Genomic DNA, 25,047 nt, shown 5'->3' with positions numbered 1-25,047 from the left:
CGATTGCTCGCCGAGCGGCGGCGGAGTAGGTTGGAGCCTTTCCGGTTCAGGAGCACTGCTATGAAGCTTCGCTCACTCGTCACGCTGCTCACGCTCGCCATGCCCGCCGCGCCCGCCCTGGCCAACGAGTGCCCGGCATTGCTACAGCACGAGCTGCCCAAGCTGCGCTCCAAGGAAACCGTCGATCTGTGCGGCCAGTTCCAGGGCAAGGCCCTGGTGGTGGTCAACACCGCCAGCCATTGCGGCTTTACCGGGCAGTTCAAGGGGCTCGAAGCGCTCTATCAGCGTTACAAGGACGACGGCCTGGAGGTGCTCGGCGTGCCCTCGGATGACTTCTTCCAGGAGGCCGATGACGAGGCCGAGACGGCCGAGGTCTGCTACGTGAATTACGGTGTGACCTTCACCATGACCCAGACGCAGCCGGTACGGGGCGGCGATGCGACGCCGTTGTTTCGCCAGCTGGCCGAGCAGGCCGGAACAGCGCCGCGTTGGAATTTCTACAAGTACGTGGTCGATCGGGAAGGGCGTGTCGTCGCGCATTTCTCCAGCAAGGTGAAGCCGGATGACCCGCAGTTGATCGCGGCGGTGGAGAAGGCGCTGAAGAGATAGAAACGAAAAAGCCCCGGACGACCGGGGCTTTTTCGTGCTTTCGCTACATCAGAAGCGGTAGCTCAGAGCAGCGCCAAAGCCGTGGGCGCTATTCTCGTAGGTCGCGTTATAGATGCCCTTGGAGGGGTGATCGCGACGAACTTTCGTATCCTCTTCCCACAGATACGAATAGGCGAGATCGACAGTGATATCTTCGGTCGGATTCCAGCCCAGGCCGAAACTCACCGCAGTACGGTCACCGGAAGGGATGCGCGGCGAACGATCAACGTTGTTGGTGGGGCTCTGGTCGAAGGCCAAACCGGTACGCAGCGTCCATTCGCGATTCAGCTTGTACGCAGTGCCGAGCGCATAGGACCAGGTGTCATGCCATTCCTGATCCTCGATGATCGGGTTGAGCGGGCCGGAAGGAAGTCCTTCATTTTCGATGACGATTGCTTCGAAGCGGCTCCAGCGTGTCAGCATGGCGCCAGCGTACAGCGTCCACTGGTCGTTGAGTTCGTGTGTGACAGAGAGGTCAATTGACTCGGGGGTGGTCAGGTCCAGCGAGGCATCGTACTTTCCAGCGATGCCGAGTTGGTTGAAGCCTTCTTTGAGTTCGGTATCGCCCTCAAGCGTGTACTCAACTTTTGAGTGATAAGTCAGGCCCATGCGGGTATGGGGGGTGAATTCATAAAGGATGCCCGCATTGAAGCCTACGGCAGTGTCGTCACCCTTAACCTTGACGCGGCCGTCATTTCCCCCGATAGGGCTGATCGTTGCGCTCTGCAATTCACCATCGATACGGTTAATCGTGGGGCCAAAGCCGACAGAGAGCTTTTCGTTAAAGCGATAGCTGACGGTTGGCTGCACCGTGATCACGCGTACTTCGCTGTAATCACCGTGATAGCGACCCTGAAAGCCGCTTTCGTAGTCGGTGATCAGGCCGAACGGGACGTATACGCCCACGCCAACAGCCCACTTGTCGTCGATCGGCTTGACGTAGTACCCCATCGGAACTGCGGTGAAGGGGACCATGTCGCCGTCATTGCTGCCATTAACTGGCAGGCGTGCGCCACCGAGCGCGGGAATTTGTGGCGAAGCTGCACTCGTATTCTTGATATCCGTCTTCGCATGAATCGCCGCCATACCGAAGCTGACTTCCTCACGCTTGAGGCGGGACATGCCGGCCGGGTTGCCGAAGAGGGTGGTGGCGTCGTCGGCGGAAGATGAGCGGCCTGCAAAGGAGGTGCCCATGCCGCTGATGCTTTGTTCGTTGAGGGCAAAACCGGCGGCCATTGCCTGGCTGGACAAGGCGCCTACGGCTACCGCGAGCGCGGTCTTCAACCATGTTGTTTTCATTGTTGTACTACTCCGGGATAAAAGCGGGTCGGAACCTAGCAACTTTCTCCGACAGGTAGCAAGACAATGAATTGCAATTTTTCGTAAAGATGGCGACTAACGGTCGTGAAAACAAATGTAACTTCGGCAAAACCGCCGAGGCGCATTGTGACCCGTCAGCCACGCTGCGCCCCTGGCACCGCGTGGCTGCTGGGATCAGGCGCGAGGCCGCTGTGCATCGGTGATCCACTCGCTCCAGGAACCGGGGTAGAGCCTCCCCAGCGGGTAGCCGGCCAGACAGAGGGCAAACAGGTTGTGGCAGGCGGTCACACCGGAGCCGCAATAGGCGACGGCGCTTTGCGGCGGCTTGTTGTCCAGCAGCCTGTCGAAGCGCGTGCGCAACTGGTCGATTGGGAGGAACCGGCCATCGCTGCGAAGGTTGTCCGTAAACGGCACGCAGGTGGCATTGGGGATGTGTCCGGCGATGGGGTCGATGGGTTCGACTTCGCCGAGAAAGCGGGGCAGGGCGCGAGCGTCGAGCAGCGCCAGCTGCGGATCGTCCAGGCGCTTCTGAAGGCCGGCGGCGTCGATGATCAGGCTGCCGTCGGCGCGTCCGCTAAAGGTGCCGGTCTCACCATCGGGAATTGCTTCGTCCATGGGTAGACCGGCTTCGCGCCACGCCTTGAGGCCGCCGTCGAGCAGATAGATGCCGTCGCGTTTGCCGAGCCAGAGCAGCAGCCACCATGCCCGCGCGGCAAAGGCGCCGGGGCCGTCGTCGTACAGCACCACTTCGCTGTCGTCATCGAGGCCCCATTGGCGAAAGCGTGCCGCCAGCCCTTCCGGTTCCGGCAGTGGATGGCGACCGGTTACGCCAGGAGCGACCGGGCCGGATAGATCCTTCTCCAGATCGGCGAATCGGGCGCCGGGGACATGGCCCTGGTGGAAGCTGCGCTCGCCGTAGGCGGGATCCTCCAGGGCGAAGCGGCAATCGAGAATGCGCAGCGCAGGATCGTCCAGGTGTCGCGCCAGCTGTTCGGCTGTGATGAGTTGTGCAAGTGGCATCGGGCGCCTCCGGGGAAACATCGCTAAACACTACCAGCGTGCGCCCCGGTGATGAATGCCCGGCCGGTCGGATGCTCGATATATACTGCGCGCCTCGTTCGGCCGCGCGCCGGTCGTCAGCCGAAAAGGAGGCCGTGTGGCCATCGAAACTCAATGGGTTCTGGATGATGAACATCTGGCCCGCCTCTGCGCCGAATGGCGCCAACTGCCCTATGTGGCAGTGGATACCGAATTCATGAGGGTCGATACCTTCTATCCCATCGCCGGGCTGGTGCAGGTCGGTGACGGGCAGCGTGCCTATCTGATCGACCCGCTGGCCGTGCGCGACTGGCGACCGTTTGCCGCGCTGCTGGAAGATGCTGCTGTGGTGAAGGTCCTGCATGCCTGCAGCGAGGATCTCGAAGTACTGCTGCGCCTGACCGGCAGCCTGCCGCAGCCGCTGTTCGACACCCAGCTGGCGGCCGGCTACCTGAATATCGGCTTCTCCATGGGCTACTCACGCCTGGTTCAGGCCGTGCTCGGCATCGAACTGCCCAAGGGCGAAACGCGCTCGGACTGGCTGCAGCGGCCCCTGAGCGACATGCAGGTGCGCTATGCCGCGGAGGATGCGCAGCATCTGGCCGAACTCTATGAAGCGCTGCTGCCGAAGCTGTCCGAGGACAAGCGCACCTGGGTGCTCGAGGATGGCGCCGAGCTGGTCGCCAACCTACAGCGCGAGTCCGATCCGGACGAGGCCTATCGCGAGGTCAAGCAGGCCTGGCGCCTCAAGCCTCAACAATTGGCCGTGCTCAAGGTGCTGACCGCCTGGCGCGAGCGTCAGGCCCGGGCGCGCAATCAGCCGCGCAATCGCGTGGTGCGTGAGGCCAGCCTGTGGCCGCTGGCGCGTACCCAGCCGCGCGATCTGGTAACACTGGCGCGAATCGAGGAGATGCATCCGCGTACCGTGCGCCAGGATGGCGAAGCCCTGCTGGCGATGATTCGCGAGGCCGCCACGATGCCCGAAGAGGATTGGCCGGCAGCACTGCCGGAGCCGTTGCCGCTGGAAGTTTCCGGCCTGTTGAAGAAACTGCGGGCGGTCGGCCAGCGCGAGGCGAAGGTGCTGGATATCGCGCCGGAACTGATGCTGCGCAAGAAAACCCTCGAAGCCCTGCTGAAAAGCGGCTACCCCGACGGCCCATATCAACTGCCCGATTCGCTGCGCGGTTGGCGCCGCGAGCGGATGGGACAGGCCCTGCTGGATGTACTGGAAAAGCGCTCATGAAACTCATCTGTTCGATCTACAAAAGCCCCCGCAAGGACGGCATGTACCTCTATGTCGACAAGCGCGACGCACTCAAACGCGTGCCCGAGGGCTTGCTCGCCGCGTTTGGCGCACCGCAGCTGGCGTTCGAGCTGGTGCTGACCCCGGAGCGCCAGCTGGCACGCGAGGACATCAACAAGGTGCTCGCCAACATCGAGGCGCAGGGCTATCACCTGCAGATGCCGCCGGCAGAGGACGAATACATCGAGCACCTCCCCGAGGAACTGCTGCGCATGAACGATCCCATGTGACGGTGGCCGGCCAAGCATGACCGAGGGCAAGGTCATGCTGGCGGATCGGACTATTCTGAAGCTGTCCACATATGCATAGGGAGACAGCTCATGAAAATGCGTTCCTGGATTCTCGGTTCGATCCTTGCCGGTCTGGCGATGTCTGCCAGTGCTCAGCCCGCGCCGGCGTACGACAACGAAGCCTGGCAGCAGCACTGGCAGAAGATGCAGGAATACCGTCAGGCCTGGCAGGCGGCTAAGACGCCGGAGGAGCGGCAGAAGCTGCGCGACGAGCACTGGCAGAGCATGCAGTCGACCATGGGCACCATGGGTGGCTGCCCGATGGGCGGCCCGGGCGCCGGGATGGGCAAGCAGGGCGGCAAGCCGATGGCCGGCGCCATGGGTGGCGGCCGCATGATGGGCGCGCCGTCCAAGGAAATGCTCGACATGCGCATCCAGCACCTGGAACAGATGCTCGAGCAGATGCGCAGCCACCGCGACATGCTCGACAAGCAGTGATCGGTATGTGGCCGCCTGCCGCTCCGGCCGGCGGCCACGGTGCGGGCGGCGCATCCGCCTGCCGGCTATTGGCCGGATATCCGGCAATGGCTAGACTTGCCGCTTTTTCCCGGTAGTGACAGTGATGGCCGCCAAAGTCGAACCCTTCTGGAAGCGCAAGACCCTGGCTGAGCTCGATTCGGCCGAGTGGGAGTCGCTATGCGACGGCTGCGGCCTCTGCTGTCTGCAGAAGCTCGAGGACGAGGAAGATGGCGCCGTGTACTACACGCGCATCGCCTGCCGTTTGCTCGATCTGAAGACCTGCCAGTGCAGCGACTACCCCAATCGGCGCGCCAGCGTGCCGGACTGCATTCAGCTCAATGCCCAGGACGCCGCACAGTTCAAGTGGCTTCCGCCCACCTGTGCCTACCGCCTGGTGGCCGAGCGCAAGGACCTGCCGCTCTGGCACCACCTGGTCTGCGGCGACCGCGAGGCGGTACACGTCGAGCGCATTTCCCAGGCCGGCAGGATGCTCGCCGAAGGCAGCGTTGCCGAGGAGCACTGGGAAGACCATCTGATTTTTCGTGCTGGTTGAATCTAAGCGCTGATTGCATCGTCTCAAGATCAGCACACCCCTCGCGTTATCCGATCCGTGGAGTTCTCTTCGATGCTTGCTCGACTGCTGTCGCTGTTCGCTCTCGTTCTTTTCCTCGCTGGTCCGGTACAGGCGGCCAAGCGGGTCGATCTGGACTACCACGTGCGCTTCCTCCCGGAGGAGGACCAGGCAGTGGTGCAACTGATTCTGGAGAAGGGGGAGGCGGTCCGCAGCCTGCGCTTCAACCTGGGCGACGAGGGGTACTACAGCGACTTCGAGGCGGACGGTGAATGGCAGCAGGGGGCGCCGGCACAGGGCACCTGGCGACCCGCTGCGGGCAAGGCGAAACTAAGCTATCGCGTACGCATCAGCCATCCCCGTGACAACGGTCGCTTCGATGCGCGTATGACTCCGGACTGGGCGCTGTTCCGTGGCGATGATCTGGTGCCGCCGGCGCGGCTGGATCAGGTCGATGGCGTGAGCCTGGTGTCACGCATCACCTTCGAGCTGCCGGAAGGCTGGAAGAGCATCGAAACCGGTTGGCCGCGGGTCGGCAAGAATCGCTTTCGCGTGGACAACCGCGAGCGCCTGTTCGATCGGCCGACCGGCTGGATGCTGGCCGGCAAGCTCGGCACCCGCCGCGCCAAGCTGGGTGAAACCGAAGTCACAGTGGCTGCGCCGGTCGGCGAGGGCGTCCGGCGAATGGACATCCTGACCATGCTCACCTTCGTCTGGCCGCAGGTGCAGAACGTCTTTCCCCGCGACCCGGCGAAATTGCTCATCGTTGGCGCTGGCGATCCGATGTGGCGCGGCGGGCTGTCCGGGCCGAACTCCCTGTACATGCACGCTGATCGACCGATGGTCAGCGAGAACGGCACCAGCTCGCTGGTGCATGAGCTGGTGCATGTGTTCAGTCGTATCACGGATGCCAATCGTAGCGACTGGATCAGCGAGGGGCTGGCGGAGTACTACGCCATCGAGCTGGTCCGCCGCTCTGGCGGCATGAGCGAGGATCGATACCAGGCGGTTCGCGAGCATCTGATCAAATGGAGCCGCAAGGTCGATAGCCTGCGCACCGAACATTCGACCGGCCCGATTACCGCTCGCGCCGTGCTGCTGTTGCAGGATCTGGACAAGGAAATTCGTCAGCGCAGTAAGGGTCGCCATTCGCTCGACGATGTCGCCCGCGGCCTGATGCGCATGGACACCGTCAGCACCGATGATTTCATCGAGATGACCGAAACTCTGCTCGGCGGGGGCTCAACGGTGCTCGATACTCGTCTGCTGCGCTGAACACCATCATCCCAGCGCCGTACGCGTGAGGCGGCCTGTCGAGGAGAGCGTATGACCATCATCGACCTTCGCAGCGACACCGTGACCCAGCCTTCGAACGGGATGCTTGAGGTGATGCGATGCGCCGAAACCGGGGATGACGTTTACGGCGAGGATCCAACTGTGAGCCGCCTTGAGAGCCGCCTCGCCGCGGAGCTGGGTTTCGCCGCGGGACTCTTCGTCCCATCCGGCACCATGAGCAATCTGCTGGCGTTGATGGCGCATTGCGAGCGGGGTGATGAGTACATCGTCGGGCAGCAGGCCCATACCTACAAATACGAGGGCGGCGGCGCGGCGGTGCTTGGCTCGGTCCAGCCGCAGCCGATCGAGATGGACGCTGACGGCACGCTCGATCTCGCCCGCGTCGAAGCGGCGATCAAGCCGGACAATTTCCACTTCGCCCGCAGCCGCCTACTGGCGCTGGAAAACACCATGCAGGGCAAGGTGTTGCCGCTGGACTACCTCGCCGCTGCCCGTGACTTCACGCACCAGCGCGGTCTGGCGCTGCATCTGGACGGTGCCCGGCTGTACAACGCGGTGGTGAAGCTCGGCTGCGATGCGCACGAGATCACCCGGCACTTTGATACGGTGTCGGTGTGCCTGTCCAAGGGCCTTGGTGCGCCGGTGGGGTCGGTGCTTTGCGGTGGCGAGGCGTTCATCGGCAAGGCTCGGCGCCTGCGCAAGATGGTTGGTGGCGGCATGCGCCAGTCCGGCATCCTGGCGGCTGCCGGACTCTACGCGCTGGAGCACAACGTCGCGCGGCTGACCGAGGATCATCGTCGCGCGGCATGGCTTGGGGGTGAGTTGGCCGCGCTCGGGTTCGAGATCGAGCCGGTGCAAACCAACATGGTCTATGTCGACGTGGGAGAGAATGCAACCGCGCTGGCTGCCTTCTGCGCGCAGCGCGGCATTCGCCTGACCCCTGCGGCGCGGCTGCGGCTGGTCACCCATATGGACCTGCATGACGAGCATCTTCCGGTAGTGGTCAATGCATTCGCCGAATTTGCCGAAAACATGGGTCGTTGCTGACGTCGAATTGCTTGATTCAATCGCCTTTATCCCCTATACCCGGCGCGCAGGCCCGATATAATGCGGCCCTTTGCCGGCTATCCGTTGGGTAGTTGCGAACCGGCTTTCGGTGGTCCCGCCTCGCCGTGTCGTTTTGCAGCCGTTCGGCCGCAGTCCTCTGGAAGAAATCTATGAAAAGCGCAGAAATCCGTGAAGCCTTCCTCCGCTTCTTCGAAGAGAAGGGCCACACTCGCGTGGCCTCCAGTTCGCTGATTCCGGCGAACGACCCGACCCTGCTGTTCACCAATGCCGGCATGAACCAGTTCAAGGACTGCTTCCTCGGCCTGGAGAAGCGCGCCTACACCCGCGCCACCACCAGCCAGAAGTGCGTACGCGCCGGCGGCAAGCACAATGACCTGGAGAACGTCGGCTACACCGCGCGTCACCATACCTTCTTCGAGATGCTCGGCAACTTCAGCTTCGGCGACTACTTCAAGCGCGACGCGATTCACTACGCCTGGGAGTTTCTGACCAGCGACAAGTGGCTGGACCTGCCCAAGGAGAAACTCTGGGTCACGGTCTATGCCACCGATGACGAGGCCTACGACATCTGGACCAAGGAAGTCGGCGTGCCGGCCGAGCGCATGGTGCGCATCGGTGACAACAAGGGCGCGCCCTACGCTTCGGACAACTTCTGGGCGATGGGCGATACCGGCCCTTGCGGTCCCTGCACCGAGATCTTCTTCGACCACGGCGAACACATCTGGGGCGGCCCGCCCGGTTCGCCGGAGGAAGACGGCGACCGCTACATCGAGATCTGGAACAACGTGTTCATGCAGTTCAACCGCACCGCGGACGGTGTACTGCACCCGTTGCCGGCACCGAGCGTCGACACCGGCATGGGTCTGGAGCGCATCAGCGCCGTGCTCCAGCACGTCAACTCGAACTATGAAATCGACCTGTTCCAGAGCCTGCTGAACGCGGCGGCGGACGCCATCGGCTGCACTAATGAAGGTCAGGCGTCGCTGAAGGTCGTTGCCGACCACATCCGCTCCTGTGGCTTCCTCATCGCCGATGGCGTGACGCCGTCCAATGAAGGCCGTGGCTACGTGCTGCGCCGCATCATTCGTCGCGCCTGCCGCCATGGCAACAAGCTCGGCGCCAAGGGCAGTTTCTTCCATCGCATCGTCGCCGCGCTGGTAGCGGAGATGGGCGACGCCTTCCCCGAACTCAAGCAACAGCAGGCGCATATCGAGCGCGTGCTGAAGAACGAGGAAGAGCAATTCGCCAAGACCCTGGAGCAGGGGCTGAAGATCCTCGAGCAGGATCTGGCCGGGCTTGCCGGTAGCGTCATTCCCGGCGAGGTGGTGTTCAAGCTGTACGACACTTACGGCTTCCCGGTCGATCTGACCGGTGACATCGCCCGCGAGCGCAACCTGAGCCTCGACGAAGAAGGCTTCGAGCGCGAGATGCAAGCCCAGCGTGAGCGTGCCCGCTCGGCCAGCGCCTTCGGCATGGACTACAACAGCCTGGTCAAGGTGGAAGGCGAGACGCGCTTTATCGGTTACCAGGGCACGTCGGGCAGCGGCAAGGTGCTGGCGCTGTTCAAGGAAGGCATGGTGGTCGACAGTCTGAGTGCCGGCGAGGAGGGTGTCGTGGTGCTCGATCAGACGCCGTTCTACGCCGAGTCCGGTGGGCAGATCGGTGACTGCGGTTATCTCGAGGCGCAGGGCCTGCGCTTCGATGTGCGCGACACCAGCAAGGCCGGCGGTGCGTTCCTGCATCACGGTATCGTCGACAGTGGCACGCTGACGGTTGGTGCCCAGGTCGAGGCGACGGTCGACGCCTCGGTGCGCCAGGCCACGGCGCTCAACCACTCGGCGACTCACCTGCTGCACGCCGCGTTGCGCGAGATTCTCGGTGAGCACGTGAGCCAGAAGGGCTCCTTGGTGGACAGTCAGCGCCTGCGCTTCGACTTCAGCCACTTCGAAGCGATCAAACCGGAGCAGCTCCGCGCACTGGAGGATCGCGTCAATGCCGAGATCCGCCGCAATTCGGCGGTGGAGATCGAGGAAACCGATATCGATACCGCCAAGGCCAAGGGTGCAATGGCCCTGTTCGGCGAGAAGTACGGCGACAGCGTTCGCGTGCTGACCATGGGTGGTGGTTTCTCAGTCGAGCTCTGCGGTGGCACCCACGTGAACCGCACTGGCGACATCGGCCTGTTCAAGATCACCAGCGAAGGCGGTGTGGCCGCCGGCGTACGGCGGATCGAAGCGGTGACCGGCGCGCAGGCGCTGGCCTACCTCAATGATGCCGAGGATCAGCTGAAAGAAGCGGCGAGTCTGGTCAAGGGCAGCCGCGAGAATCTGCTGGACAAGCTCGGCGGCATACTGGAGCGCAACCGTCAGCTGGAAAAAGAGCTGGAGCAGCTCAAGGCCAAGGCAGCCAGCGCAGCGGGCAACGACCTGGCTGCGAGCGCCGTTGAAGTGAATGGTGTACGCGTGCTGGCCGCGCGTCAGGACGGGCTCGACGGCAAGGCGCTGCTGGCGTTGGTCGACCAGCTGAAGAACAAGCTGGGCAGCGCGGTGATCCTGCTCGGTGGCGTGCAGGACGACAAGGTTGTGCTGGTCGCCGGTGTGACGCAGGACCTGACCTCGCGCTTGAAGGCCGGCGATCTGATGAAGCAGGCCGCTGCGGCGGTCGGCGGCAAGGGTGGCGGTCGTCCAGACATGGCGCAAGGTGGTGGCAGCGATGCGTCCAAGCTGGACGAGGCGCTGGCGTTGACCCTGCCGTTTGCTCAGCAGGCCCTTTGATCCAGATGCAGGAAGCGGCTTCGGCATCTGCAGGTTGTTTGTTTAATGAACGCCCTTTGCGGGCTCTAGGCGGCTAACAATGGCTTTGATCGTACAGAAGTTTGGGGGCACCTCGGTCGGCACCGTCGAGCGAATCGAGCAGGTAGCCGAGAAGGTCAAGAAATTCCGCGATGGTGGCGACGATATTGTCGTGGTCGTCTCGGCAATGAGTGGCGAAACCAACCGTCTGATCGACCTGGCCAAGCAGATCAGCGACCAGCCAGTTCCGCGCGAATTGGATGTGATGGTCTCCACCGGCGAGCAGGTGACCATAGCCCTGCTGGCCATGGCGCTGATCAAGCGCGGGGTTCCGGCGGTGTCCTACACTGGCAATCAGGTCCGCATCCTCACCGACAGCGCCCATACCAAGGCGCGCATCCTGCAGATCGATGCCCAGCGTATCCAGCGCGACATCAAGGCGGGGAGGGTGGTCGTGGTCGCCGGCTTCCAGGGGGTGGACGAGAAGGGCAATATCACCACTCTGGGTCGCGGCGGTTCCGATACCACTGGCGTGGCGTTGGCTGCCGCGCTGAAGGCCGACGAATGCCAGATCTACACCGATGTGGATGGCGTTTACACCACCGACCCGCGGGTCGTCGCCAAGGCTCAGCGTCTGGACAAGATCACCTTCGAGGAGATGCTGGAAATGGCCAGCCTCGGCTCCAAGGTGCTGCAGATTCGTGCGGTGGAGTTCGCCGGCAAGTACAGTGTCCCGCTACGTGTACTGCACAGTTTTCAGGAGGGTCCGGGTACCCTCATTACCCTTGATGAAGAGGAATCCATGGAACAGCCCATCATTTCCGGCATCGCCTTCAATCGCGACGAGGCCAAGCTGACTATCCGTGGGGTGCCGGACACGCCCGGTGTAGCGTTCAAGATTCTTGGGCCCATCAGCGCCGCGAATGTGGAAGTGGACATGATCGTGCAGAACGTCGCGCACGATAACACCACCGATTTCACCTTTACCGTGCATCGTAACGATTACAACAATGCCCTGCAGGTCCTGCAGAGCATTGCAAACGAAATGGGCGCCCGGGAGGTGATCGGCGATACCGACATCGCCAAGGTTTCCATCGTAGGCGTCGGTATGCGTTCACATGCTGGCGTCGCCAGCCGGATGTTCGAGGCGCTGGCTAAGGAGAACATCAACATCCAGATGATCTCTACATCGGAGATCAAAGTTTCGGTGGTGATCGAAGAAAAATATCTTGAACTTGCTGTAAGAGCGTTGCATACCGCCTTCGAACTGGATGCGCCGGCGGCGGGCAATACTGCGGAATGAATCGCAGAAGGCGCGCTGGCCCGCGCCTTCTGTCGTATTGGGCCGTGCAAAAAGGAACTTTAGCCTCCCGGGCGCGGGTCAATAGCTGGTGAAAGGCTCTAGCTTCAATGTTTTGCGGACATTGTCCGTTTTTATCTTTGCAGACTGTTTACTGATTTGAATCCGTTTAAGGAGAAAGGAATGCTGATTCTGACTCGCCGGGTTGGAGAAACCCTGATGGTGGGTGACGATGTGACTGTCACTGTGTTGGGGGTGAAAGGAAACCAGGTACGTATCGGCGTGAATGCCCCCAAGGAGGTGGCGGTGCATCGAGAGGAGATCTACCAGCGGATCCAAAAAGAGAAGGATCAGGAACCAAGCCACTAATTTTTCTGTAATTTTTGGCTTTGCAAACGGGGTAAAGATGGGTATTATGCGCCCCGTGTTGCGGAGAGGTGGCCGAGTGGCCGAAGGCGCTCCCCTGCTAAGGGAGTACACCTCAAAAGGGTGTCGGGGGTTCGAATCCCCCCTTCTCCGCCATTTTGCGTTCTAGGGTTTGATGATCGCGGCAGGTCACTTTCGAAGCTGAAAGTAGAGCGCCAAATTGCTTGACCATCAGTCTTCACTCCCTATAATGCGCACGCTCAGCGCACTCATAGCTCAGCTGGATAGAGTACTCGGCTACGAACCGAGCGGTCGGAGGTTCGAATCCTCCTGAGTGCGCCATACTTCGAACGATCGGCAGTGATGCGGATCGCTCAAGCAACCAGCAGTGATCTGGTCTACCAAGCGCTTACGCACTCATAGCTCAGCTGGATAGAGTACTCGGCTACGAACCGAGCGGTCGGAGGTTCGAATCCTCCTGAGTGCGCCAATCAAGAAAGGGCCTGCAGCGATGCAGGCCCTTTTTTTATTTCCGTGTCCCTATCGTCCGCCCGTTACGCAGCCGTGCTCGTCGAAGCTGACTGTGCGCAGCTGGCCGCCGCTGTCGCGGAAGCGCAGGCGTGTCTTGCCGTTGTTGCTGGTGACGCTTTCCGGACTGCCCAGCGCGCTTTCCACGTCACTACGCGTCATGCCTGCGCGGATCTGCTTGCTGATGATTGCGCTGCGCCGCTCGCTTCCTGTCACCCGGTTGCCGCAACCATCTTCCTTCTGCGCAACGATCTCCAATCCTTCCGCCTCCCTACGAGTAGCGCGTTTCCTGGGAACTGCCATGGGCACGGCCTTGCCGGAGCTCGGTGTCGGGCTCACAGCCTTTTGCCGATGCTGACGCTGGTCTTCTGGGCACCCCTGCTGACTGAAGGTCACGTGTCCGGACTGGTCGGTGCAGCGGTACACCATTGCCGAAAAAGCCGGATTTGCCAGCAGAAGCAGGCCCGTACAGATAAACAGTGCTTTCATTTCGTCCTCCTTGACTAAGCAACTGTACTGCAGGCTACTCAATAAAAAGCGCCCTTGGCATCTGTGTCTCCTTGTCTCGTGAAGACGTCGACAGAACGTCGGCTTTGTCGAGTTAGGCGAGCCGTTCATGCGCGTCGCATGCGGATCGCCTGGAATGGCTGTAGTTGAGCGCATCGGCTGCGCCGTCGCGATGTTATGATTGCTGCATCTGCCCTCAGGGTTTGTGGAACAACCTTCCCGTATGGACTTACCCAGTAGTCGCTCACGTTTCCCGATTGCCAATCAGCTATTGATTGAATGATTTCCCCTGGCGCGCTCTCGGCCGGGGGTGGAGTGCGCCATGACAGAAGTAGAAGCAAAAAAGCCTCAAGAAACCCTGCAGGATCGCCTGGCGCAGGTGGTCGAGCTGCTGCAGCGTCATCGGCTTGGTGAAGACGGTGGGGTTCGTCAGGATGGTCAGCCGGCAGTCCTGAGTGAGGATTATGACCAGGGGCTGATCCTTGCCGAGCTGCAGCGCAAGCTCGATGAGCTGCACCCTGCCGACGTCGCCCACATTCTCGAAGCCTTGCCGCTCGAAGAGCGACTGACTGTCTGGCAGCTGGTCAAGGCCGAGCGTGATGGCGACATTCTGCTCGAGGTTTCCGACGCGGTCCGTGAAACGCTGATCGCAGACATGGACGACCACGAGTTGCTTGCTGCGGCCAAGGAAATGGACGCCGATGAGCTGGCGGATCTAGCGCCCGAACTGCCGCGCGATGTCGTTCATGAACTGATGGAAAGCCTCGACGCGCAGCAGCGTGAGCGAGTGCGTTCGGCCCTGTCTTACGAGGAGGATCAGGTCGGTGCGTTGATGGACTTCGAGATGGTCACCATTCGCGAAGACGTCAGTCTGGAGGTTGTGCTTCGCTACCTGCGTCGCCTGAAAGAACTCCCCGGTCATACCGACAAGCTGTTCGTGGTCGACTACGACGGCGTGCTCAAGGGTGTTCTGCCGATCAAACGCCTGCTGGTGAACGATCCAGACAAACAGGTCGCCGAAGTGATGGCAAGTGATCCGGTCACCTTTCATCCGGATGAGGACGCCTATGATGCGGCACAGGCATTCGAGCGCTATGACCTGGTCTCCACGCCGGTTGTCGATAAGGGCGGCAAGCTGATCGGCCGACTGACTATCGACGAGATGGTCGACCTCATTCGTGAGGAGAGCGAAAGCGAAGTGCTCAACATGGCCGGTCTGCGCGAGGAGGAGGATATCTTCGCCTCGGTCTGGAAATCGGTACGCAACCGGTGGGCCTGGCTGGCGGTGAACCTGGTAACGGCGTTCGTCGCCTCGCGAGTGATCGGCCTGTTTGACGGCTCCATCGAGAAGCTGGTTGCGCTGGCGGCGCTGATGCCAATTGTCGCAGGCATCGGCGGCAACTCCGGCAACCAGACGATCACCATGATCGTTCGCGCCATGGCGCTGGATCAGGTGGGTACCGGCAACACTGCGCGGCTGCTGCGCAAGGAAGTTGGAGTCGGGCTGGTCAACGGGCTTGTCTGGGGTGGCGTCATCGGTGCGGTGGCTTGGTGGCTATACGGTAGCTGGTCTCTGGGGGTCGTGATGACCGCCGCAATGACGCTGAATCTGCTGCTGGCCGCCTTGATGGGGGTGCTGATTCCGATGACTCTTGCGCGTCTCGGGCGTGATCCGGCAATGGGGGCAAGCGTGATGATCACAGCCATGACCGATAGTGGCGGATTCTTCATTTTTCTCGGATTGGCGACGATTTTTCTGCTGTAGCGCGACTTTTCGCGTCTTGTAGGGGTTTGCCTTGTTTCTCTGTTTCGGGCTAAGGTTCGGCCGTTTCGCGTGTCGCGAAACCTGTCCGAACCAACGCAGCGAATAACAAGCAGCTCGAGCTGCTGACAAGGGAACTCCCGATGACCCCCAGCCAACTTCTGCTCGAAGGCGTCGAACTCATGCTATTCGGCATCGGTTTCGTCTTTGCTTTCCTCGTTCTGTTGATCCTCTGCATTCGCCTGATGTCCTACCTCACCGGTCGCTTCGTAAGCGCCCCGGAGCCTCAGCTAGCGGCTGCGCCAGTCACCATCGCGGATGCGGATACGCTCGCGGCGATCAAGGCCGCCATTCATCAACACCGCGCGCGCCGCGGTTGACTCTGGAAAGGGAGTTCCTTCCATGACCATTGCTAAACAGCCACTCGGCATCACCGACGTGGTGCTGCGTGATGCGCACCAGTCCATTCTCGCCACGCGCGTCCGCCTGGAAGACATGCTGCCGATCGCAGCCAAGCTCGACCAGGTCGGGTTCTGGTCGGTTGAGAGCTGGGGAGGCGCTACGTTCGACGCCTGTATTCGCTACCTGGGCGAAGATCCCTGGGAGCGTATTCGTGAGCTGAAGAAGGCGATGCCCAATACGCGTCAGCAGATGCTGCTGCGCGGGCAAAACCTGTTGGGCTATCGTCACTATGCCGACGATGTAGTGGAAAAGTTCGTCGAGCGCGCAGCGGCCAACGGCGTGGATGTGTTCCGTGTATTCGATGCGATGAATGATCCGCGTAATCTGGAAACGGCTCTGCGCGCGGTGAAGCAGCAAGGCAAGCATGCTCAGGGCACAATTTCCTATACCACCAGCCCGGTGCATACGCTGGACATGTGGGTCGATCTGGCTAAGCAGATCGAGGACATGGGTGCCGACTCTGTAGCAATCAAGGACATGGCCGGCATCCTGACGCCCTATATGGCGTTCGAGCTGGTCTCGCGCCTTAAGGCCAGCCTGGCAATCCCCGTCCATATGCAGTGCCATGCCACTGCCGGCCTGTCGTCCGTCGCCATTCTCAAGGCCGTGGAGGCAGGTATCGACAATGTCGACACCGCAATCTCCTCCCTGTCGATGACCTATGGCCACTCCCCGACGGAGTCGGTGGTCGCCATGTTCCAGGGCACCGAGCGTGATACCGGGCTCGACCTGGAACTGCTGGAGGAAATTGCCGCTTACTTCCGTGAGGTGCGCAAGAAGTATGCGAAGTTCGAGGGTAACCTCAAGGGCGTCGACTCGCGCATCCTGGTCGCTCAGGTGCCGGGCGGGATGCTCACCAACATGGAAAGCCAGCTCAAGGAGCAGGGCGCTCAGGACAAGTTCGACCAAGTGCTGGCCGAGATTCCGCGTGTGCGCGAAGACCTTGGCTTCATTCCGCTGGTGACGCCAACTTCGCAGATCGTTGGCACCCAGGCGGTGATCAATGTACTGACCGGTGAGCGCTACAAGTCGATCACCAAAGAAACCGCCGGTGTGCTAAAGGGCGAGTACGGTGCGGCGCCGGCGCCATTCAACGCCGAGTTGCAGGCGCGTGTGCTTGACGGTGCCGAGGTCATAACCTGCCGTCCTGCAGATCTGCTGCAGCCGGAGATGGAGCGGCTGGCAGCCGAGCTCGAGGAGCTGGCTCGCGAGAAGAACATCAAGCTGGCTGAGGATGCCATCGACGACGTCCTGACCTACGCATTATTTCCACAGATTGGCCTGAAGTTCCTCGAGAATCGCGGCAACCCCGCGGCGTTCGAGCCGGCACCCACCGGCAGCGAACCGCCGGTGCGCGAGCCGGGCAAGCCGGAGGTTTACACCGTCGAGGTCAACGGCAAGTCGTTCGTTGTGCAGGTCAACGAGGGTGGTGACATCGAAGGCATCAAGCCGCTCGGTGCTGGTCCTGCTACCGGCGCTGCCAGTGCCAACTCGACCGCGGCCGTTCCGGCTGGTGGAGAGCCGCAGCCGGCACCGCTGGCCGGCAACATATTCAAGGTGCTGGTGCAGCCTGGGCAGCTCGTCCAGGAGGGCGACCTGGTAGTGATTCTCGAAGCCATGAAAATGGAAACCGAGATCCGTGCGTTCAAGGCCGGCACTGTTGCTTCGGTCAACGTCAAGGTTGGCGACGCGGTTTCGGTCGGCGACAGCTTGCTGAGCATCGCTTAAGGGGAGTTGCATGGATAAGTTGCTCAAGCTGTGGCAGGGAACCGGTCTTTATCACCTGGAGCCCGGGCAGGCATTGATGATTCTCGTCTGTCTGGGGCTGATCTACCTGGCCATCCGCAAAGGCTTCGAACCGCTGCTGCTGATTCCGATCGGTTTCGGCGGCATCCTGGCGAACATTCCGGTGGCCAACATGGGGGAGGGTGCCGGCATCCTTCACCTGTTCTATGAAGTCGGCCTGCCGACCAGCGTGTTCCCGCTGCTGATCTTCATGGGTGTCGGAGCGATGACCGATTTCGGTCCGATGCTCGCCAACCCGAAGACGCTGTTGCTTGGGGCTGCGGCGCAGTTCGGCATCTTCGCTACGCTGCTCGGTGCGTTGGCGCTTACCGCCGCCGGTATTCCGGGTATGGAGTTCACGTTGCGTGAGGCCGCCTCCATCGCGATCATCGGCGGCGCAGACGGCCCCACCTCGATTTTCGTGACGTCCAAATTAGCGCCTGAGTTACTCGGCCCCATTGCCGTCGCGGCTTACTCCTATATGGCGCTGGTACCGCTGATACAGCCGCCGATCATGCGCGCCATGACGACGAAGGAAGAGCGCGCCATTGTCATGACGCAGCTACGACATGTGAGTCAGGTCGAGAAGATCGTCTTTCCGCTGGTTCTGTGTTTGCTGGTGGGCCTCTTGCTGCCTGATGCGGCGCCGTTGGTCGGCATGTTTGCATTCGGCAATCTGCTGCGTGAGTGCGGTGTCGTTGACCGTCTGGCTGACACGTCGCGCAATGCTCTGATCAACATCGTCACCATCGCGCTGGGTCTGACCGTGGGTTCCAAACTGTCGTCGGAAGCGTTCTTGCAGCTGAAAACGCTCGGCATATTGGTGCTGGGAATGGTGGCCTTCTGCGGCGGCACTGCCGCAGGGATCTTCATGGCAAAAGTGATGAACCGTTTCAGTGAGAACAAGATCAATCCCCTGATTGGTTCGGCAGGCGTATCCGCGGTTCCGATGGCTGCACGTGTATCCAACAAGGTGGGGCTGGAGGCTAATCCACAGAACTTCCTGCTGATGCACGCCATGGGCCCGAACGTGGCTGGGGTTATCGGCTCAGCCGTGGCTGCCGGGGTTTTGCTCAACTTTGTTGGCTAGCTGACCTCTAGGTAGGTTGTTCATCCGCGGTGGCTGTGGAGGCTTGGTAGCGCGGCCTCCGTAAGCCTTCTTGGCGGCGGATGAACAACCATAAATCCGACCGCCGCTCCTTGCAGTCGATTCTTTGCGGTGCCCAGGGGATCGAACAAGTCGCGGGGTCAACAAGCGACAGTCAGCAGAGCTCTGCCGGGGTGACCTTTCGCTGACTTCTTCGCCGCTTGGGTTTTTCCGTCTCCGGGCGGGCCCTGTCTCTCGCGCACCAATGACTAGGCCGAGCACTTCATCCTGGCGCAGCCTACGCAGAAGGGCTTGCCTAGCTGCGCTCGGTAGTTCGGATCATCATGCTATGTACCAGCCTGGCTGTGTCCCACGATTGCCGTCGGCCATAAATCAGCCTCGGGCGCAGTGACCTTTTGCCGAGGATCAAGCTTGAAAAATGGTGGTGCTGGGCTGGCTGCTTCATGCATCAGTAGGGGCGCGATGCATCGCAGTTGCTGGAGTAGGGGGGAGTTCAGGGAGTGGGAGGCGTGGAAGGGCAGTGTGCGTCGTGCCTGTCGACGTCATGGCGCGTCAGTGAATACCTAGCATCAGGCAGGGCCTGAAGGCCCTGCCTGATGCCTGTCAGGCTTCTTCCTTGGCCAGCTCAGTGTCCTGAGCGATCAACGCGATAAGGGCGTTTTGCTGGCGGTGAGCGAGCTGCCTGAATCGCTGTAGGAGCTCCCGCTCATGCAGCGATAGCTCTGGACTGTCCAGGCGCATGCTGAGGTCTTCATCGAGCGCACCTTCCTGTAGCAGGCTCTGCTCTAGCCTCGCGATTATCTCGGAATTCATGCTGCGATGATGATTGCGCGCCACTTCAGCGATGCGTTCGCGCATACCGTCGGGAAGTCGTACGACGAATTTGTCAGCCGTGCGGCTGGAATAAACTGCCTGTTTCATAGGGCGCATAATTAACCGGTTAGTCAGGTGGGCGTGCTGGCGTATTGCCGGGGTAGTCACCGGTCTGACAACCACCAGTACCTTGCTGTTCCGTCTGCCGGTAAAAATTATGGAGACGGCTTCATGGCGCCAATTGTACGACGAACCGGGGATTAGTAAAGACCTTGTGCTGTCAAAGTGCCTTTACTGTGATGCAGTGCCTCATCGGTGCTGCGGTTAGCGTAATACCGGGTCGAATTTGACTCTGCGGCCGATGATCGCGGTGATGAGAAAGAGCACACCGAAGACGCCTAGGCCGGCTTTCAGCGTCGTGCTCGAGATAGCCGTGCTTTCTGGAAACAGGTATACGCCGCAGGCACAGGCAATCGTTAGCACCAGGCAAGTCAGTGCGGATTTAGACATGAAAGACCCCTTCTCTTTTTTGCGGAACCTAGCTGGCTTTTACCAATCACTAGAAGACCCAGCGTTGCGGTTGCGCAGGGATGGCTGTTTCCGTGGCGCTGAGCGTCGTTGCCTGTGCGCTGGGGATGGTGCCGGAGTACTGCAGAGACAGCCGAGATGTCGGCTCGTAGGTCACCTGTGGAAGCTCGGCTGGTGGGAGTTGCAAGGCGGTCAGAGCTGCGAATGCGAATCCTGCACCAAGAAGAAAGGCCGGCTTGATCATGAGCGTTATCCTTCGCGTCACGTTGAGTGTGCCTTACTCTTTGCAGCTGTCATGCCAAAGTTTAATGATAAAAAAGTCTTTAAAAATCAATAAGTTAAGTGTGTTGCTATGCTGGTCTGGATTGCGCTTTGCACGGGGCGCAGTTGAGGTCCATGCAAAATGCAATGCACGGTTCCCTGGAGCTGGTGCCGATGGTTTGTCGAGTATGGGCACGCACTGCGTGGGGCATGACAAAAGGCCCTGGTGTCGCTAAGATGCCGCCCGCGTGATCCGGTCCCAGTAGCTCAATTGGATAGAGCATCCCCCTCCTAAGGGGAAGGTTGTGAGTTCGAACCTCGCCTGGGACGCCATAGCGCCCTGTTCGCCGGTAGGGTGTGAGGGCAGCGAGCTCCTGCCATATGAAGGGCGGCGTTAGCCGAATGGGGTAGCGGCGTTATCGCGGCGAGCGTCGCGCTGCAGTTGGTAGACGAGACGTTCTATCTGGCGCTGTGTCTGCCCGCTGAGGCGATGAAAGCGAAAGCCGCACAACGATATGTCCCGCTTCTCATCGATTACGAGATGGCGAAGCTCGACATCGCTCTGGATCGCTCCGATGGGCAGCTTGGCTGCCAGTTCGTATACCTGGCCAGTCTGTAGGTTGCCCTGGTGGTTGCCCTTGATGCTGAGCTTGCACCCTGTGGCTGAAATATCGAGTAGTCGCCCTTCCAGCGCCGTGCGCACCGAAGCGCCGCCAAGCTGCGCGGCCACCGCGGTTTCGTTGAGCTGTGCGCGATATGCATTGCGCCGCTGGTGGTAGGTCAGTTCTGCCGGGGTTGGGATCCAGTAGCAGCGAGCACCGTCAATTTCGCCTAGATGAACCTCTCGGTCGCTCGTCCAGGAGATTCTGGCGCCTTCGTAGAAGCCTTCGATGTTGATCGGCTCGCCCTGAAGCAGTAGGCGCTCGCCGTCATTGGGGATCAGCTCATCCAGTGCGATCCATCCGGTTTCCCGGTTCATCTGCACCAGAAAGCTCTGATAGCGCTGATTGCGCTCATGGAACCGAAGGGTCAGCGCGATGTTGTTATCGAGAAGCGGACGCAGGTTGGCATAAATCTCCAGTGGCGCGGTCAGCAGCTTGGGAGGTTGTGGGCCGTCTTCGTCCAGAAATAGGCTAGACACGGTCCTGTGCTCTTCGGTGCGTTGTGCTCACCATCGTGTTGCGTCCTTACTTGTTGCTCTTGTTCGTTCAGGCCTGGCTCAGTGGCCGCTGCTGCTTGTTTTTCGCTGCGCTTCCGCGATTGTCGTAGAGGCTGGGAGTGTCGTCCTTGCCTTGCAGGATCTTCAGCATTTCACCCAGCGTGCTCTGATTGGCTCGTATCAGGCGGCCGTTACGCTCGTTCGCAGAGCGACAGCGTTCGAGTTCGGTTTCGAGAAGCTTGGCCTTTTCGATCAGGGCTTCGCCTTGCTCGATCCGACTCGCCGCGATTTCCAGGCCTGCTCTGTCGGGGCTCAGTCGCTGGTCGACAAGCCATTGGCTGCGTTGAGCACTGTGCTGGCCAAGCAAGGCGAGCAGGGGCTGCTTCTTACTCAGTGTGGCTTCCAGTTCGACCAGATTGCGATCACCCAGGGCTGCAAATTCCTGATCAATAAGCTCAAGGAGTTGGCGGGCTATGCCGATATCGTCGGTCAGTTGCTCAAGCACTGCAGCGTCATGCATGTCGGAACTCGGGGCGGATTCGTATGAAAAATGGGCCCGACTTAGCGTTGCGTTTCGAACGCCAGGAGCTTGGCTGCCACGCGTGCACTGTCGACCTGGTAGGAGCCATCGGCAATCGCTTGCCTGAGTTTGGCCACACGCTCCTGATCGACCGCAGGCTGATCGTTCAATTTGTCGGCCGCTTGCTGCAGGCGCTGAGCTTCGGGGCTCAGTTGCACGGTATCACCGGCAGTGTTGGTGCCAGCGGTTTTGCTTGCCTCGCCGGTCGTCTCCTGTTGCGGAGCGGCCGCGCGCTCGTTGCTTTGCACACTGTTACGCCCGGTAGGGGCATTCAGTGGACTGTTGGGTCGATTGAAGTCGATGACCATGATGCAAACCTCGAAGGAATCAGGACGCTTGCCATGTGTTCGGCAACAATGGACAGAACTTTAGCGTTTTTTTCTTTGGGGCACACGGAAAAGCTACCTGCTGCGGCCTCATCTACATCGCAACTTCGACCTGACCGGGTGCGACTACCCGAGCCTTTACCGTGCGGCCGGAACGGCGGTTCTTTACCGGAATCTGTTTGCCCGGAACACCGTCAGCCATGGCTTCACCGGGCATGCGCACGCTGATCGTGCCGGATCTCGCCGTGATGACGACATGATCGCCCTTGCGCACGGCCTTCGCCAGCTCAATCTGGTTGGGTGCGATCACCTGGTCGGGCTGCACCGGCCGAGTTAGCTTGGTGCCCAGCACTTCATCGAACCGGGTCAGATAGCCCTGGCTAAGGTTCGAGACGTCTCGCTCCGCGATGCTGACGTCGCTTTCGCTCAGTACCGTATCCCGCAGCAGTGATTTGCTGGCCACGATGACATGCCGATACAGTCTCACCTGTGCCGGGACGAAAACCGACCATGGGCTGCTGCCCTGGCAGCTTACCCGTACGGTGACGCGGCCGATGGGGGCGCTCGTACTGGTCAGGCTTGCTGTCAGTGGCTGATCGCACTGGTTTAGTCGCAGGCGTGGATCGAGTCGGCTTACCTTGACCTCATGGCGCGCCTGGATGTCAGTGCGGCTTAAATAGTCGACCACTGAACCCTCAAGAAACTGTTCAGTCACGTCGATAAGCTGTTTGGAATGTGACATGGTTGACGCATGGGCAAGCTGCCCGATCGCGCACAGCGCAACGAGCACCGCTGCGCTTTTTCGCAGTCTCTGGCTATCGCGCCGGAAAATGGTCATATGGACGTTCATATCCCAACCGAAGCAAGGGGCGTGCCGTCACCTTAAGGTCGCCAGCCCCGATAATCTGCACGCAGAGAGGAAGACTGGCATGGCCGGTGTATTGGATTCGGTTAACCAGCGTACCCAGTTGGTGGGTCAGAATCGCCTTGAGTTGCTGCTGTTTCGCCTTGAGGGCGAGCAGTTGTATGGGATCAACGTGTTCAAGGTCCGAGAGGTGCTGCAGTGTCCTCGGTTGACCATCATGCCCAAGTGTGGACGGGTGGTGCGCGGCGTGGCGAGCATTCGCGGCAGTACCTTGCCGATACTCGATCTGTCTCTCGCTACCGGCAAATCCGCGCTGATGGACGTGCAAAATTCCTTTGCGGTGATTACCGAGTACAACAACCGCACGCTCGGGTTTCTGGTGCGTTCGGTCGAGCGAATCGTCAACCTGAACTGGGAGGCCATCTTGCCTCCACCCAAGGGCGCGGGGCGAAACCACTATCTGACTGCCGTTACGCACATCGACAACAAACTGGTCGAAATCATCGACGTGGAAAAGGTGCTGGCCGAGGTGGCGCCGACCTCCGAGGAGATTTCGCCTGATGTCGTGGACGAGGATACCCGGAACAAGGCGCTCTCCTGCCGCGTTTTGATCGTCGATGACTCGTCGGTGGCGCGCAAGCAGATCACGCGATGCCTGGAGAACCTTGGGGTCGAAGTCATCAAGTTGAACGACGGGCGCGAGGCCCTCAACTACCTGAAGCGGATGGCGGATGAGGGCAAGAACCCAGCTGAAGAATTCCTGATGATGATTTCCGATATTGAAATGCCGGAAATGGATGGCTATACCCTGACTACCGAGGTGCGGCACGATCCGCGCATGCATGGTATGCATATACTGCTGCATACTTCGCTTTCCGGTGTGTTCAACCAGAACATGGTGAAGCGGGCGGGCGCGGATGATTTTCTCGCCAAGTTCCAGCCTGACGATCTTGCAGCCCGGGTGGCTGATCGGATCAGGCAGGCGGATGCAAACTGAGGCTCGGTCCTCTACATGATGGTGAGGCTTTATTGGTGTCAGTCGATCTGGATTTCGAGCAGTTCCGGGTATTCCTTGAAAAGACGTGCGGCATCCTGCTGGGCAGCAACAAGCAGTATTTGGTGTCCAGTCGCCTGAACAAGCTGATGGAGCAGCAGGGCATCAAGACGCTTGGTGACCTGGTCAGGAAGATTCAGGCGCAGCCGCGCAGCGGGCTGCGCGAGCTGGTGGTCGATGCGATGACGACCAACGAAACGCTATGGTTCCGCGATACCTATCCGTTCGAAGTGCTCAAGTCACGGGTTTTGCCCGAAATGTTGAAAGGCGCGTCCGGGCAGCGGCTGCGAATCTGGTCCGCCGCATGCTCCTCGGGGCAGGAGCCCTATTCGCTGTCCATGGCCATCGACGAGTATGAGCGCGGCAACCCGAGCCAGCCAAAAACGGGGGTGCAGATCGTTGCGACCGAACTATCCGGTGCCATGCTTGCTGCCTGCAAGGCTGCCGAATACGACAGTCTTGCAATTGCCCGCGGCCTGTCGAGCGAACGTCTGCAGCGATATTTCGATGTCAAGGCGCCGGGTCGTTGGGCGGTGAAGCCTGCGATCCGCTCGCGCGTCGAGTTTCGCGTCCAGAACCTGCTCGACAACTATGCGGCTCTGGGTAAGTTCGACATCGTTTTTTGTCGTAATGTCTTGATCTACTTCTCCGCGGATGTGAAGAAGGACATCCTCAAGCGTATTCATGCCACGTTACGCCCTGGAGGCTATCTCTTCCTCGGTGCATCCGAGGCCCTCAATGGTCTTCCGGAGCTGTACCAGATGGTGCAGTGCAGTCCGGGCATCATCTACAAGGCCAAGTGATCGTTCCAGAGAGCGGCAGAAAACTGTCGCGTCTCTGCTCCAAACGCGGCAAAAA

Annotated in this window: 26 protein-coding genes and 4 tRNA genes; 20 read left to right on the top strand and 10 right to left on the bottom strand. The window is 60.6% G+C overall.

Annotated elements, in window-relative coordinates:
• Positions 1–60: 60 nt before the first annotated feature.
• Positions 61–609: a glutathione peroxidase gene (locus tag ACX1DW_RS10150; RefSeq protein WP_110777755.1), complete on the top strand. Its 549-nt coding sequence runs from the start codon at positions 61–63 to the stop codon at positions 607–609.
• Between the two features lie 48 nt (positions 610–657).
• Here the strand turns inward: ACX1DW_RS10150 and ACX1DW_RS10145 are convergent, their stop codons facing one another.
• Both ACX1DW_RS10145 and ACX1DW_RS10140 read right to left on the bottom strand, forming a co-directional pair.
• Positions 658–1,947 carry an OmpP1/FadL family transporter gene (locus tag ACX1DW_RS10145; protein WP_458993317.1) on the bottom strand — a complete coding sequence of 430 codons (1,290 nt, stop codon included), beginning with the start codon at positions 1,945–1,947 and terminating at the stop codon, positions 658–660.
• A gap of 195 nt (positions 1,948–2,142) precedes the next feature.
• Positions 2,143–2,988 carry a sulfurtransferase gene (locus tag ACX1DW_RS10140; RefSeq protein WP_458993316.1) on the bottom strand — a complete coding sequence of 282 codons (846 nt, stop codon included), beginning with the start codon at positions 2,986–2,988 and terminating at the stop codon, positions 2,143–2,145.
• A gap of 136 nt (positions 2,989–3,124) precedes the next feature.
• Between ACX1DW_RS10140 and rnd the strand changes: the two genes are divergently transcribed.
• The 12 genes from rnd to ACX1DW_RS10080 all read left to right on the top strand — a co-directional run bounded on the left by rnd (position 3,125) and on the right by ACX1DW_RS10080 (position 12,941).
• Entirely contained in the window at positions 3,125–4,249 is a 1,125-nt protein-coding gene (rnd, locus tag ACX1DW_RS10135) for a ribonuclease D (protein ID WP_458993315.1), read from the top strand.
• Positions 4,246–4,539, top strand: a complete 294-nt coding sequence (locus tag ACX1DW_RS10130; protein ID WP_011912541.1) for a YcgL domain-containing protein — start codon at positions 4,246–4,248, stop codon at positions 4,537–4,539. The genes rnd and ACX1DW_RS10130 overlap by 4 nt, the downstream gene beginning before the upstream one ends.
• Positions 4,540–4,629: 90 nt before the next feature.
• A complete protein-coding gene (locus tag ACX1DW_RS10125) occupies positions 4,630–5,037 on the top strand; it encodes a hypothetical protein (RefSeq protein ID WP_110777748.1) in 408 nt (135 codons plus the stop codon).
• Between the two features lie 124 nt (positions 5,038–5,161).
• Positions 5,162–5,611, top strand: coding sequence for a YcgN family cysteine cluster protein (locus ACX1DW_RS10120; RefSeq protein WP_013982207.1), 450 nt, complete (start codon positions 5,162–5,164; stop codon positions 5,609–5,611).
• 72 nt (positions 5,612–5,683) lie between these two features.
• Positions 5,684–6,904: a M61 metallopeptidase family protein gene (locus tag ACX1DW_RS10115; protein WP_285362201.1), complete on the top strand. Its 1,221-nt coding sequence runs from the start codon at positions 5,684–5,686 to the stop codon at positions 6,902–6,904.
• A 51-nt stretch (positions 6,905–6,955) separates the two neighbouring features.
• Positions 6,956–7,972: a low-specificity L-threonine aldolase gene (gene ltaE, locus ACX1DW_RS10110; RefSeq protein WP_458993314.1), complete on the top strand. Its 1,017-nt coding sequence runs from the start codon at positions 6,956–6,958 to the stop codon at positions 7,970–7,972.
• Between the two features lie 170 nt (positions 7,973–8,142).
• Positions 8,143–10,767 (top strand): alanine--tRNA ligase, encoded by a 2,625-nt coding sequence (gene alaS, locus ACX1DW_RS10105; RefSeq protein ID WP_458993313.1) that lies wholly within the window; start codon positions 8,143–8,145, stop codon positions 10,765–10,767.
• Positions 10,768–10,846: 79 nt separating this feature from the next.
• Positions 10,847–12,088, top strand: a complete 1,242-nt coding sequence (locus ACX1DW_RS10100; RefSeq protein WP_102840761.1) for an aspartate kinase — start codon at positions 10,847–10,849, stop codon at positions 12,086–12,088.
• A 180-nt stretch (positions 12,089–12,268) separates the two neighbouring features.
• The gene (csrA, locus tag ACX1DW_RS10095) at positions 12,269–12,454 is read left to right on the top strand and encodes a carbon storage regulator CsrA (protein ID WP_003283978.1); all 186 of its coding nucleotides are present in this window, start codon (positions 12,269–12,271) and stop codon (positions 12,452–12,454) included.
• 62 nt (positions 12,455–12,516) lie between these two features.
• Positions 12,517–12,607: transfer RNA gene (locus ACX1DW_RS10090), tRNA-Ser, on the top strand.
• Between the two features lie 109 nt (positions 12,608–12,716).
• Positions 12,717–12,793, top strand: a tRNA-Arg gene (locus ACX1DW_RS10085).
• Between the two features lie 71 nt (positions 12,794–12,864).
• Positions 12,865–12,941: transfer RNA gene (locus ACX1DW_RS10080), tRNA-Arg, on the top strand.
• Positions 12,942–12,991: 50 nt separating this feature from the next.
• Here the strand turns inward: ACX1DW_RS10080 and ACX1DW_RS10075 are convergent.
• Positions 12,992–13,468, bottom strand: a complete 477-nt coding sequence (locus tag ACX1DW_RS10075; RefSeq protein ID WP_102840762.1) for a DUF4124 domain-containing protein — start codon at positions 13,466–13,468, stop codon at positions 12,992–12,994.
• Between the two features lie 340 nt (positions 13,469–13,808).
• On the opposite strand from ACX1DW_RS10075, the gene mgtE reads away from it, so the two are divergent.
• The 4 genes from mgtE (at position 13,809) to ACX1DW_RS10055 (ending at position 18,585) form a co-directional block, all read left to right on the top strand.
• Positions 13,809–15,251: a magnesium transporter gene (gene mgtE / locus ACX1DW_RS10070; RefSeq protein WP_063541350.1), complete on the top strand. Its 1,443-nt coding sequence runs from the start codon at positions 13,809–13,811 to the stop codon at positions 15,249–15,251.
• Positions 15,252–15,391: 140 nt separating this feature from the next.
• On the top strand, positions 15,392–15,628 hold the full coding sequence (locus tag ACX1DW_RS10065; RefSeq protein WP_102840763.1) for an OadG family protein: 237 nt from the start codon (positions 15,392–15,394) through the stop codon (positions 15,626–15,628).
• Positions 15,629–15,650: 22 nt separating this feature from the next.
• Entirely contained in the window at positions 15,651–17,438 is a 1,788-nt protein-coding gene (gene oadA / locus ACX1DW_RS10060; RefSeq protein ID WP_458993312.1) for a sodium-extruding oxaloacetate decarboxylase subunit alpha, read from the top strand.
• A gap of 10 nt (positions 17,439–17,448) precedes the next feature.
• On the top strand, positions 17,449–18,585 hold the full coding sequence (locus ACX1DW_RS10055; RefSeq protein WP_102840764.1) for a sodium ion-translocating decarboxylase subunit beta: 1,137 nt from the start codon (positions 17,449–17,451) through the stop codon (positions 18,583–18,585).
• Positions 18,586–19,206: 621 nt separating this feature from the next.
• Here the strand turns inward: ACX1DW_RS10055 and ACX1DW_RS10050 are convergent.
• From ACX1DW_RS10050 to ACX1DW_RS10040, 3 genes are all read right to left on the bottom strand, one after another.
• Positions 19,207–19,533, bottom strand: coding sequence for an Arc family DNA-binding protein (locus tag ACX1DW_RS10050; protein ID WP_063541485.1), 327 nt, complete (start codon positions 19,531–19,533; stop codon positions 19,207–19,209).
• Positions 19,534–19,740: 207 nt separating this feature from the next.
• Entirely contained in the window at positions 19,741–19,926 is a 186-nt protein-coding gene (locus tag ACX1DW_RS10045; RefSeq protein ID WP_200599910.1) for a PA3371 family protein, read from the bottom strand.
• 49 nt (positions 19,927–19,975) lie between these two features.
• Positions 19,976–20,188 (bottom strand): hypothetical protein, encoded by a 213-nt coding sequence (locus ACX1DW_RS10040; protein ID WP_102840766.1) that lies wholly within the window; start codon positions 20,186–20,188, stop codon positions 19,976–19,978.
• Positions 20,189–20,461: 273 nt separating this feature from the next.
• Between ACX1DW_RS10040 and ACX1DW_RS10035 the strand changes: the two genes are divergently transcribed.
• Positions 20,462–20,538 (top strand) — tRNA-Arg (locus ACX1DW_RS10035).
• A gap of 61 nt (positions 20,539–20,599) precedes the next feature.
• Here the strand turns inward: ACX1DW_RS10035 and ACX1DW_RS10030 are convergent.
• The 4 genes from ACX1DW_RS10030 to flgA form a co-directional block, all read right to left on the bottom strand.
• Positions 20,600–21,346: a flagellar brake protein gene (locus ACX1DW_RS10030; protein WP_458993311.1), complete on the bottom strand. Its 747-nt coding sequence runs from the start codon at positions 21,344–21,346 to the stop codon at positions 20,600–20,602.
• Positions 21,347–21,413: 67 nt separating this feature from the next.
• On the bottom strand, positions 21,414–21,884 hold the full coding sequence (locus tag ACX1DW_RS10025; RefSeq protein ID WP_102840768.1) for a flagella synthesis protein FlgN: 471 nt from the start codon (positions 21,882–21,884) through the stop codon (positions 21,414–21,416).
• Positions 21,885–21,925: 41 nt separating this feature from the next.
• On the bottom strand, positions 21,926–22,252 hold the full coding sequence (gene flgM / locus ACX1DW_RS10020; RefSeq protein ID WP_102840769.1) for a flagellar biosynthesis anti-sigma factor FlgM: 327 nt from the start codon (positions 22,250–22,252) through the stop codon (positions 21,926–21,928).
• 112 nt (positions 22,253–22,364) lie between these two features.
• On the bottom strand, positions 22,365–23,108 hold the full coding sequence (gene flgA, locus ACX1DW_RS10015) for a flagellar basal body P-ring formation chaperone FlgA (RefSeq protein ID WP_063541359.1): 744 nt from the start codon (positions 23,106–23,108) through the stop codon (positions 22,365–22,367).
• A 91-nt stretch (positions 23,109–23,199) separates the two neighbouring features.
• Here flgA and ACX1DW_RS10010 point away from each other — a divergent pair, with 91 nt between their 5' ends.
• Together ACX1DW_RS10010 and cheR are read left to right on the top strand one after the other, a co-directional pair.
• Positions 23,200–24,132: a chemotaxis protein CheV gene (locus tag ACX1DW_RS10010; protein ID WP_133455990.1), complete on the top strand. Its 933-nt coding sequence runs from the start codon at positions 23,200–23,202 to the stop codon at positions 24,130–24,132.
• A gap of 32 nt (positions 24,133–24,164) precedes the next feature.
• Complete coding sequence (cheR, locus tag ACX1DW_RS10005) at positions 24,165–24,992, top strand: protein-glutamate O-methyltransferase CheR (RefSeq protein WP_063541361.1); 828 nt, start codon at positions 24,165–24,167, stop codon at positions 24,990–24,992.
• The last annotated feature ends 55 nt before the right edge of the window (positions 24,993–25,047 follow it).

It is taken from the genome of Stutzerimonas sp. KH-1, from assembly GCF_054483855.1.
Note: the sequence above shows the minus strand (reverse complement) of the source record. Positions and strands in the feature narration are given on the sequence as shown.

Excerpts from the sequence above, each read along its gene's own strand:
- ACX1DW_RS10150 (WP_110777755.1), top strand. The coding sequence starts at position 61 with ATGAAGCTTCGCTCACTCGTCACGCTGCTCACGCTCGCCATGCCCGCC.
- ACX1DW_RS10145 (WP_458993317.1), bottom strand. The coding sequence starts at position 1,947 with ATGAAAACAACATGGTTGAAGACCGCGCTCGCGGTAGCCGTAGGCGCC.
- ACX1DW_RS10140 (WP_458993316.1), bottom strand. The coding sequence starts at position 2,988 with ATGCCACTTGCACAACTCATCACAGCCGAACAGCTGGCGCGACACCTG.
- ACX1DW_RS10130 (WP_011912541.1), top strand. The coding sequence starts at position 4,246 with ATGAAACTCATCTGTTCGATCTACAAAAGCCCCCGCAAGGACGGCATG.
- ACX1DW_RS10125 (WP_110777748.1), top strand. The coding sequence starts at position 4,630 with ATGAAAATGCGTTCCTGGATTCTCGGTTCGATCCTTGCCGGTCTGGCG.
- ACX1DW_RS10120 (WP_013982207.1), top strand. The coding sequence starts at position 5,162 with ATGGCCGCCAAAGTCGAACCCTTCTGGAAGCGCAAGACCCTGGCTGAG.
- ACX1DW_RS10115 (WP_285362201.1), top strand. The coding sequence starts at position 5,684 with ATGCTTGCTCGACTGCTGTCGCTGTTCGCTCTCGTTCTTTTCCTCGCT.
- ltaE (WP_458993314.1), top strand. The coding sequence starts at position 6,956 with ATGACCATCATCGACCTTCGCAGCGACACCGTGACCCAGCCTTCGAAC.
- alaS (WP_458993313.1), top strand. The coding sequence starts at position 8,143 with ATGAAAAGCGCAGAAATCCGTGAAGCCTTCCTCCGCTTCTTCGAAGAG.
- ACX1DW_RS10100 (WP_102840761.1), top strand. The coding sequence starts at position 10,847 with ATGGCTTTGATCGTACAGAAGTTTGGGGGCACCTCGGTCGGCACCGTC.
- csrA (WP_003283978.1), top strand. The coding sequence starts at position 12,269 with ATGCTGATTCTGACTCGCCGGGTTGGAGAAACCCTGATGGTGGGTGAC.
- ACX1DW_RS10075 (WP_102840762.1), bottom strand. The coding sequence starts at position 13,468 with ATGAAAGCACTGTTTATCTGTACGGGCCTGCTTCTGCTGGCAAATCCG.
- mgtE (WP_063541350.1), top strand. The coding sequence starts at position 13,809 with ATGACAGAAGTAGAAGCAAAAAAGCCTCAAGAAACCCTGCAGGATCGC.
- ACX1DW_RS10065 (WP_102840763.1), top strand. The coding sequence starts at position 15,392 with ATGACCCCCAGCCAACTTCTGCTCGAAGGCGTCGAACTCATGCTATTC.
- oadA (WP_458993312.1), top strand. The coding sequence starts at position 15,651 with ATGACCATTGCTAAACAGCCACTCGGCATCACCGACGTGGTGCTGCGT.
- ACX1DW_RS10055 (WP_102840764.1), top strand. The coding sequence starts at position 17,449 with ATGGATAAGTTGCTCAAGCTGTGGCAGGGAACCGGTCTTTATCACCTG.
- ACX1DW_RS10050 (WP_063541485.1), bottom strand. The coding sequence starts at position 19,533 with ATGCGCCCTATGAAACAGGCAGTTTATTCCAGCCGCACGGCTGACAAA.
- ACX1DW_RS10045 (WP_200599910.1), bottom strand. The coding sequence starts at position 19,926 with ATGTCTAAATCCGCACTGACTTGCCTGGTGCTAACGATTGCCTGTGCC.
- ACX1DW_RS10040 (WP_102840766.1), bottom strand. The coding sequence starts at position 20,188 with ATGATCAAGCCGGCCTTTCTTCTTGGTGCAGGATTCGCATTCGCAGCT.
- ACX1DW_RS10025 (WP_102840768.1), bottom strand. The coding sequence starts at position 21,884 with ATGCATGACGCTGCAGTGCTTGAGCAACTGACCGACGATATCGGCATA.
- flgM (WP_102840769.1), bottom strand. The coding sequence starts at position 22,252 with ATGGTCATCGACTTCAATCGACCCAACAGTCCACTGAATGCCCCTACC.
- flgA (WP_063541359.1), bottom strand. The coding sequence starts at position 23,108 with ATGACCATTTTCCGGCGCGATAGCCAGAGACTGCGAAAAAGCGCAGCG.
- ACX1DW_RS10010 (WP_133455990.1), top strand. The coding sequence starts at position 23,200 with ATGGCCGGTGTATTGGATTCGGTTAACCAGCGTACCCAGTTGGTGGGT.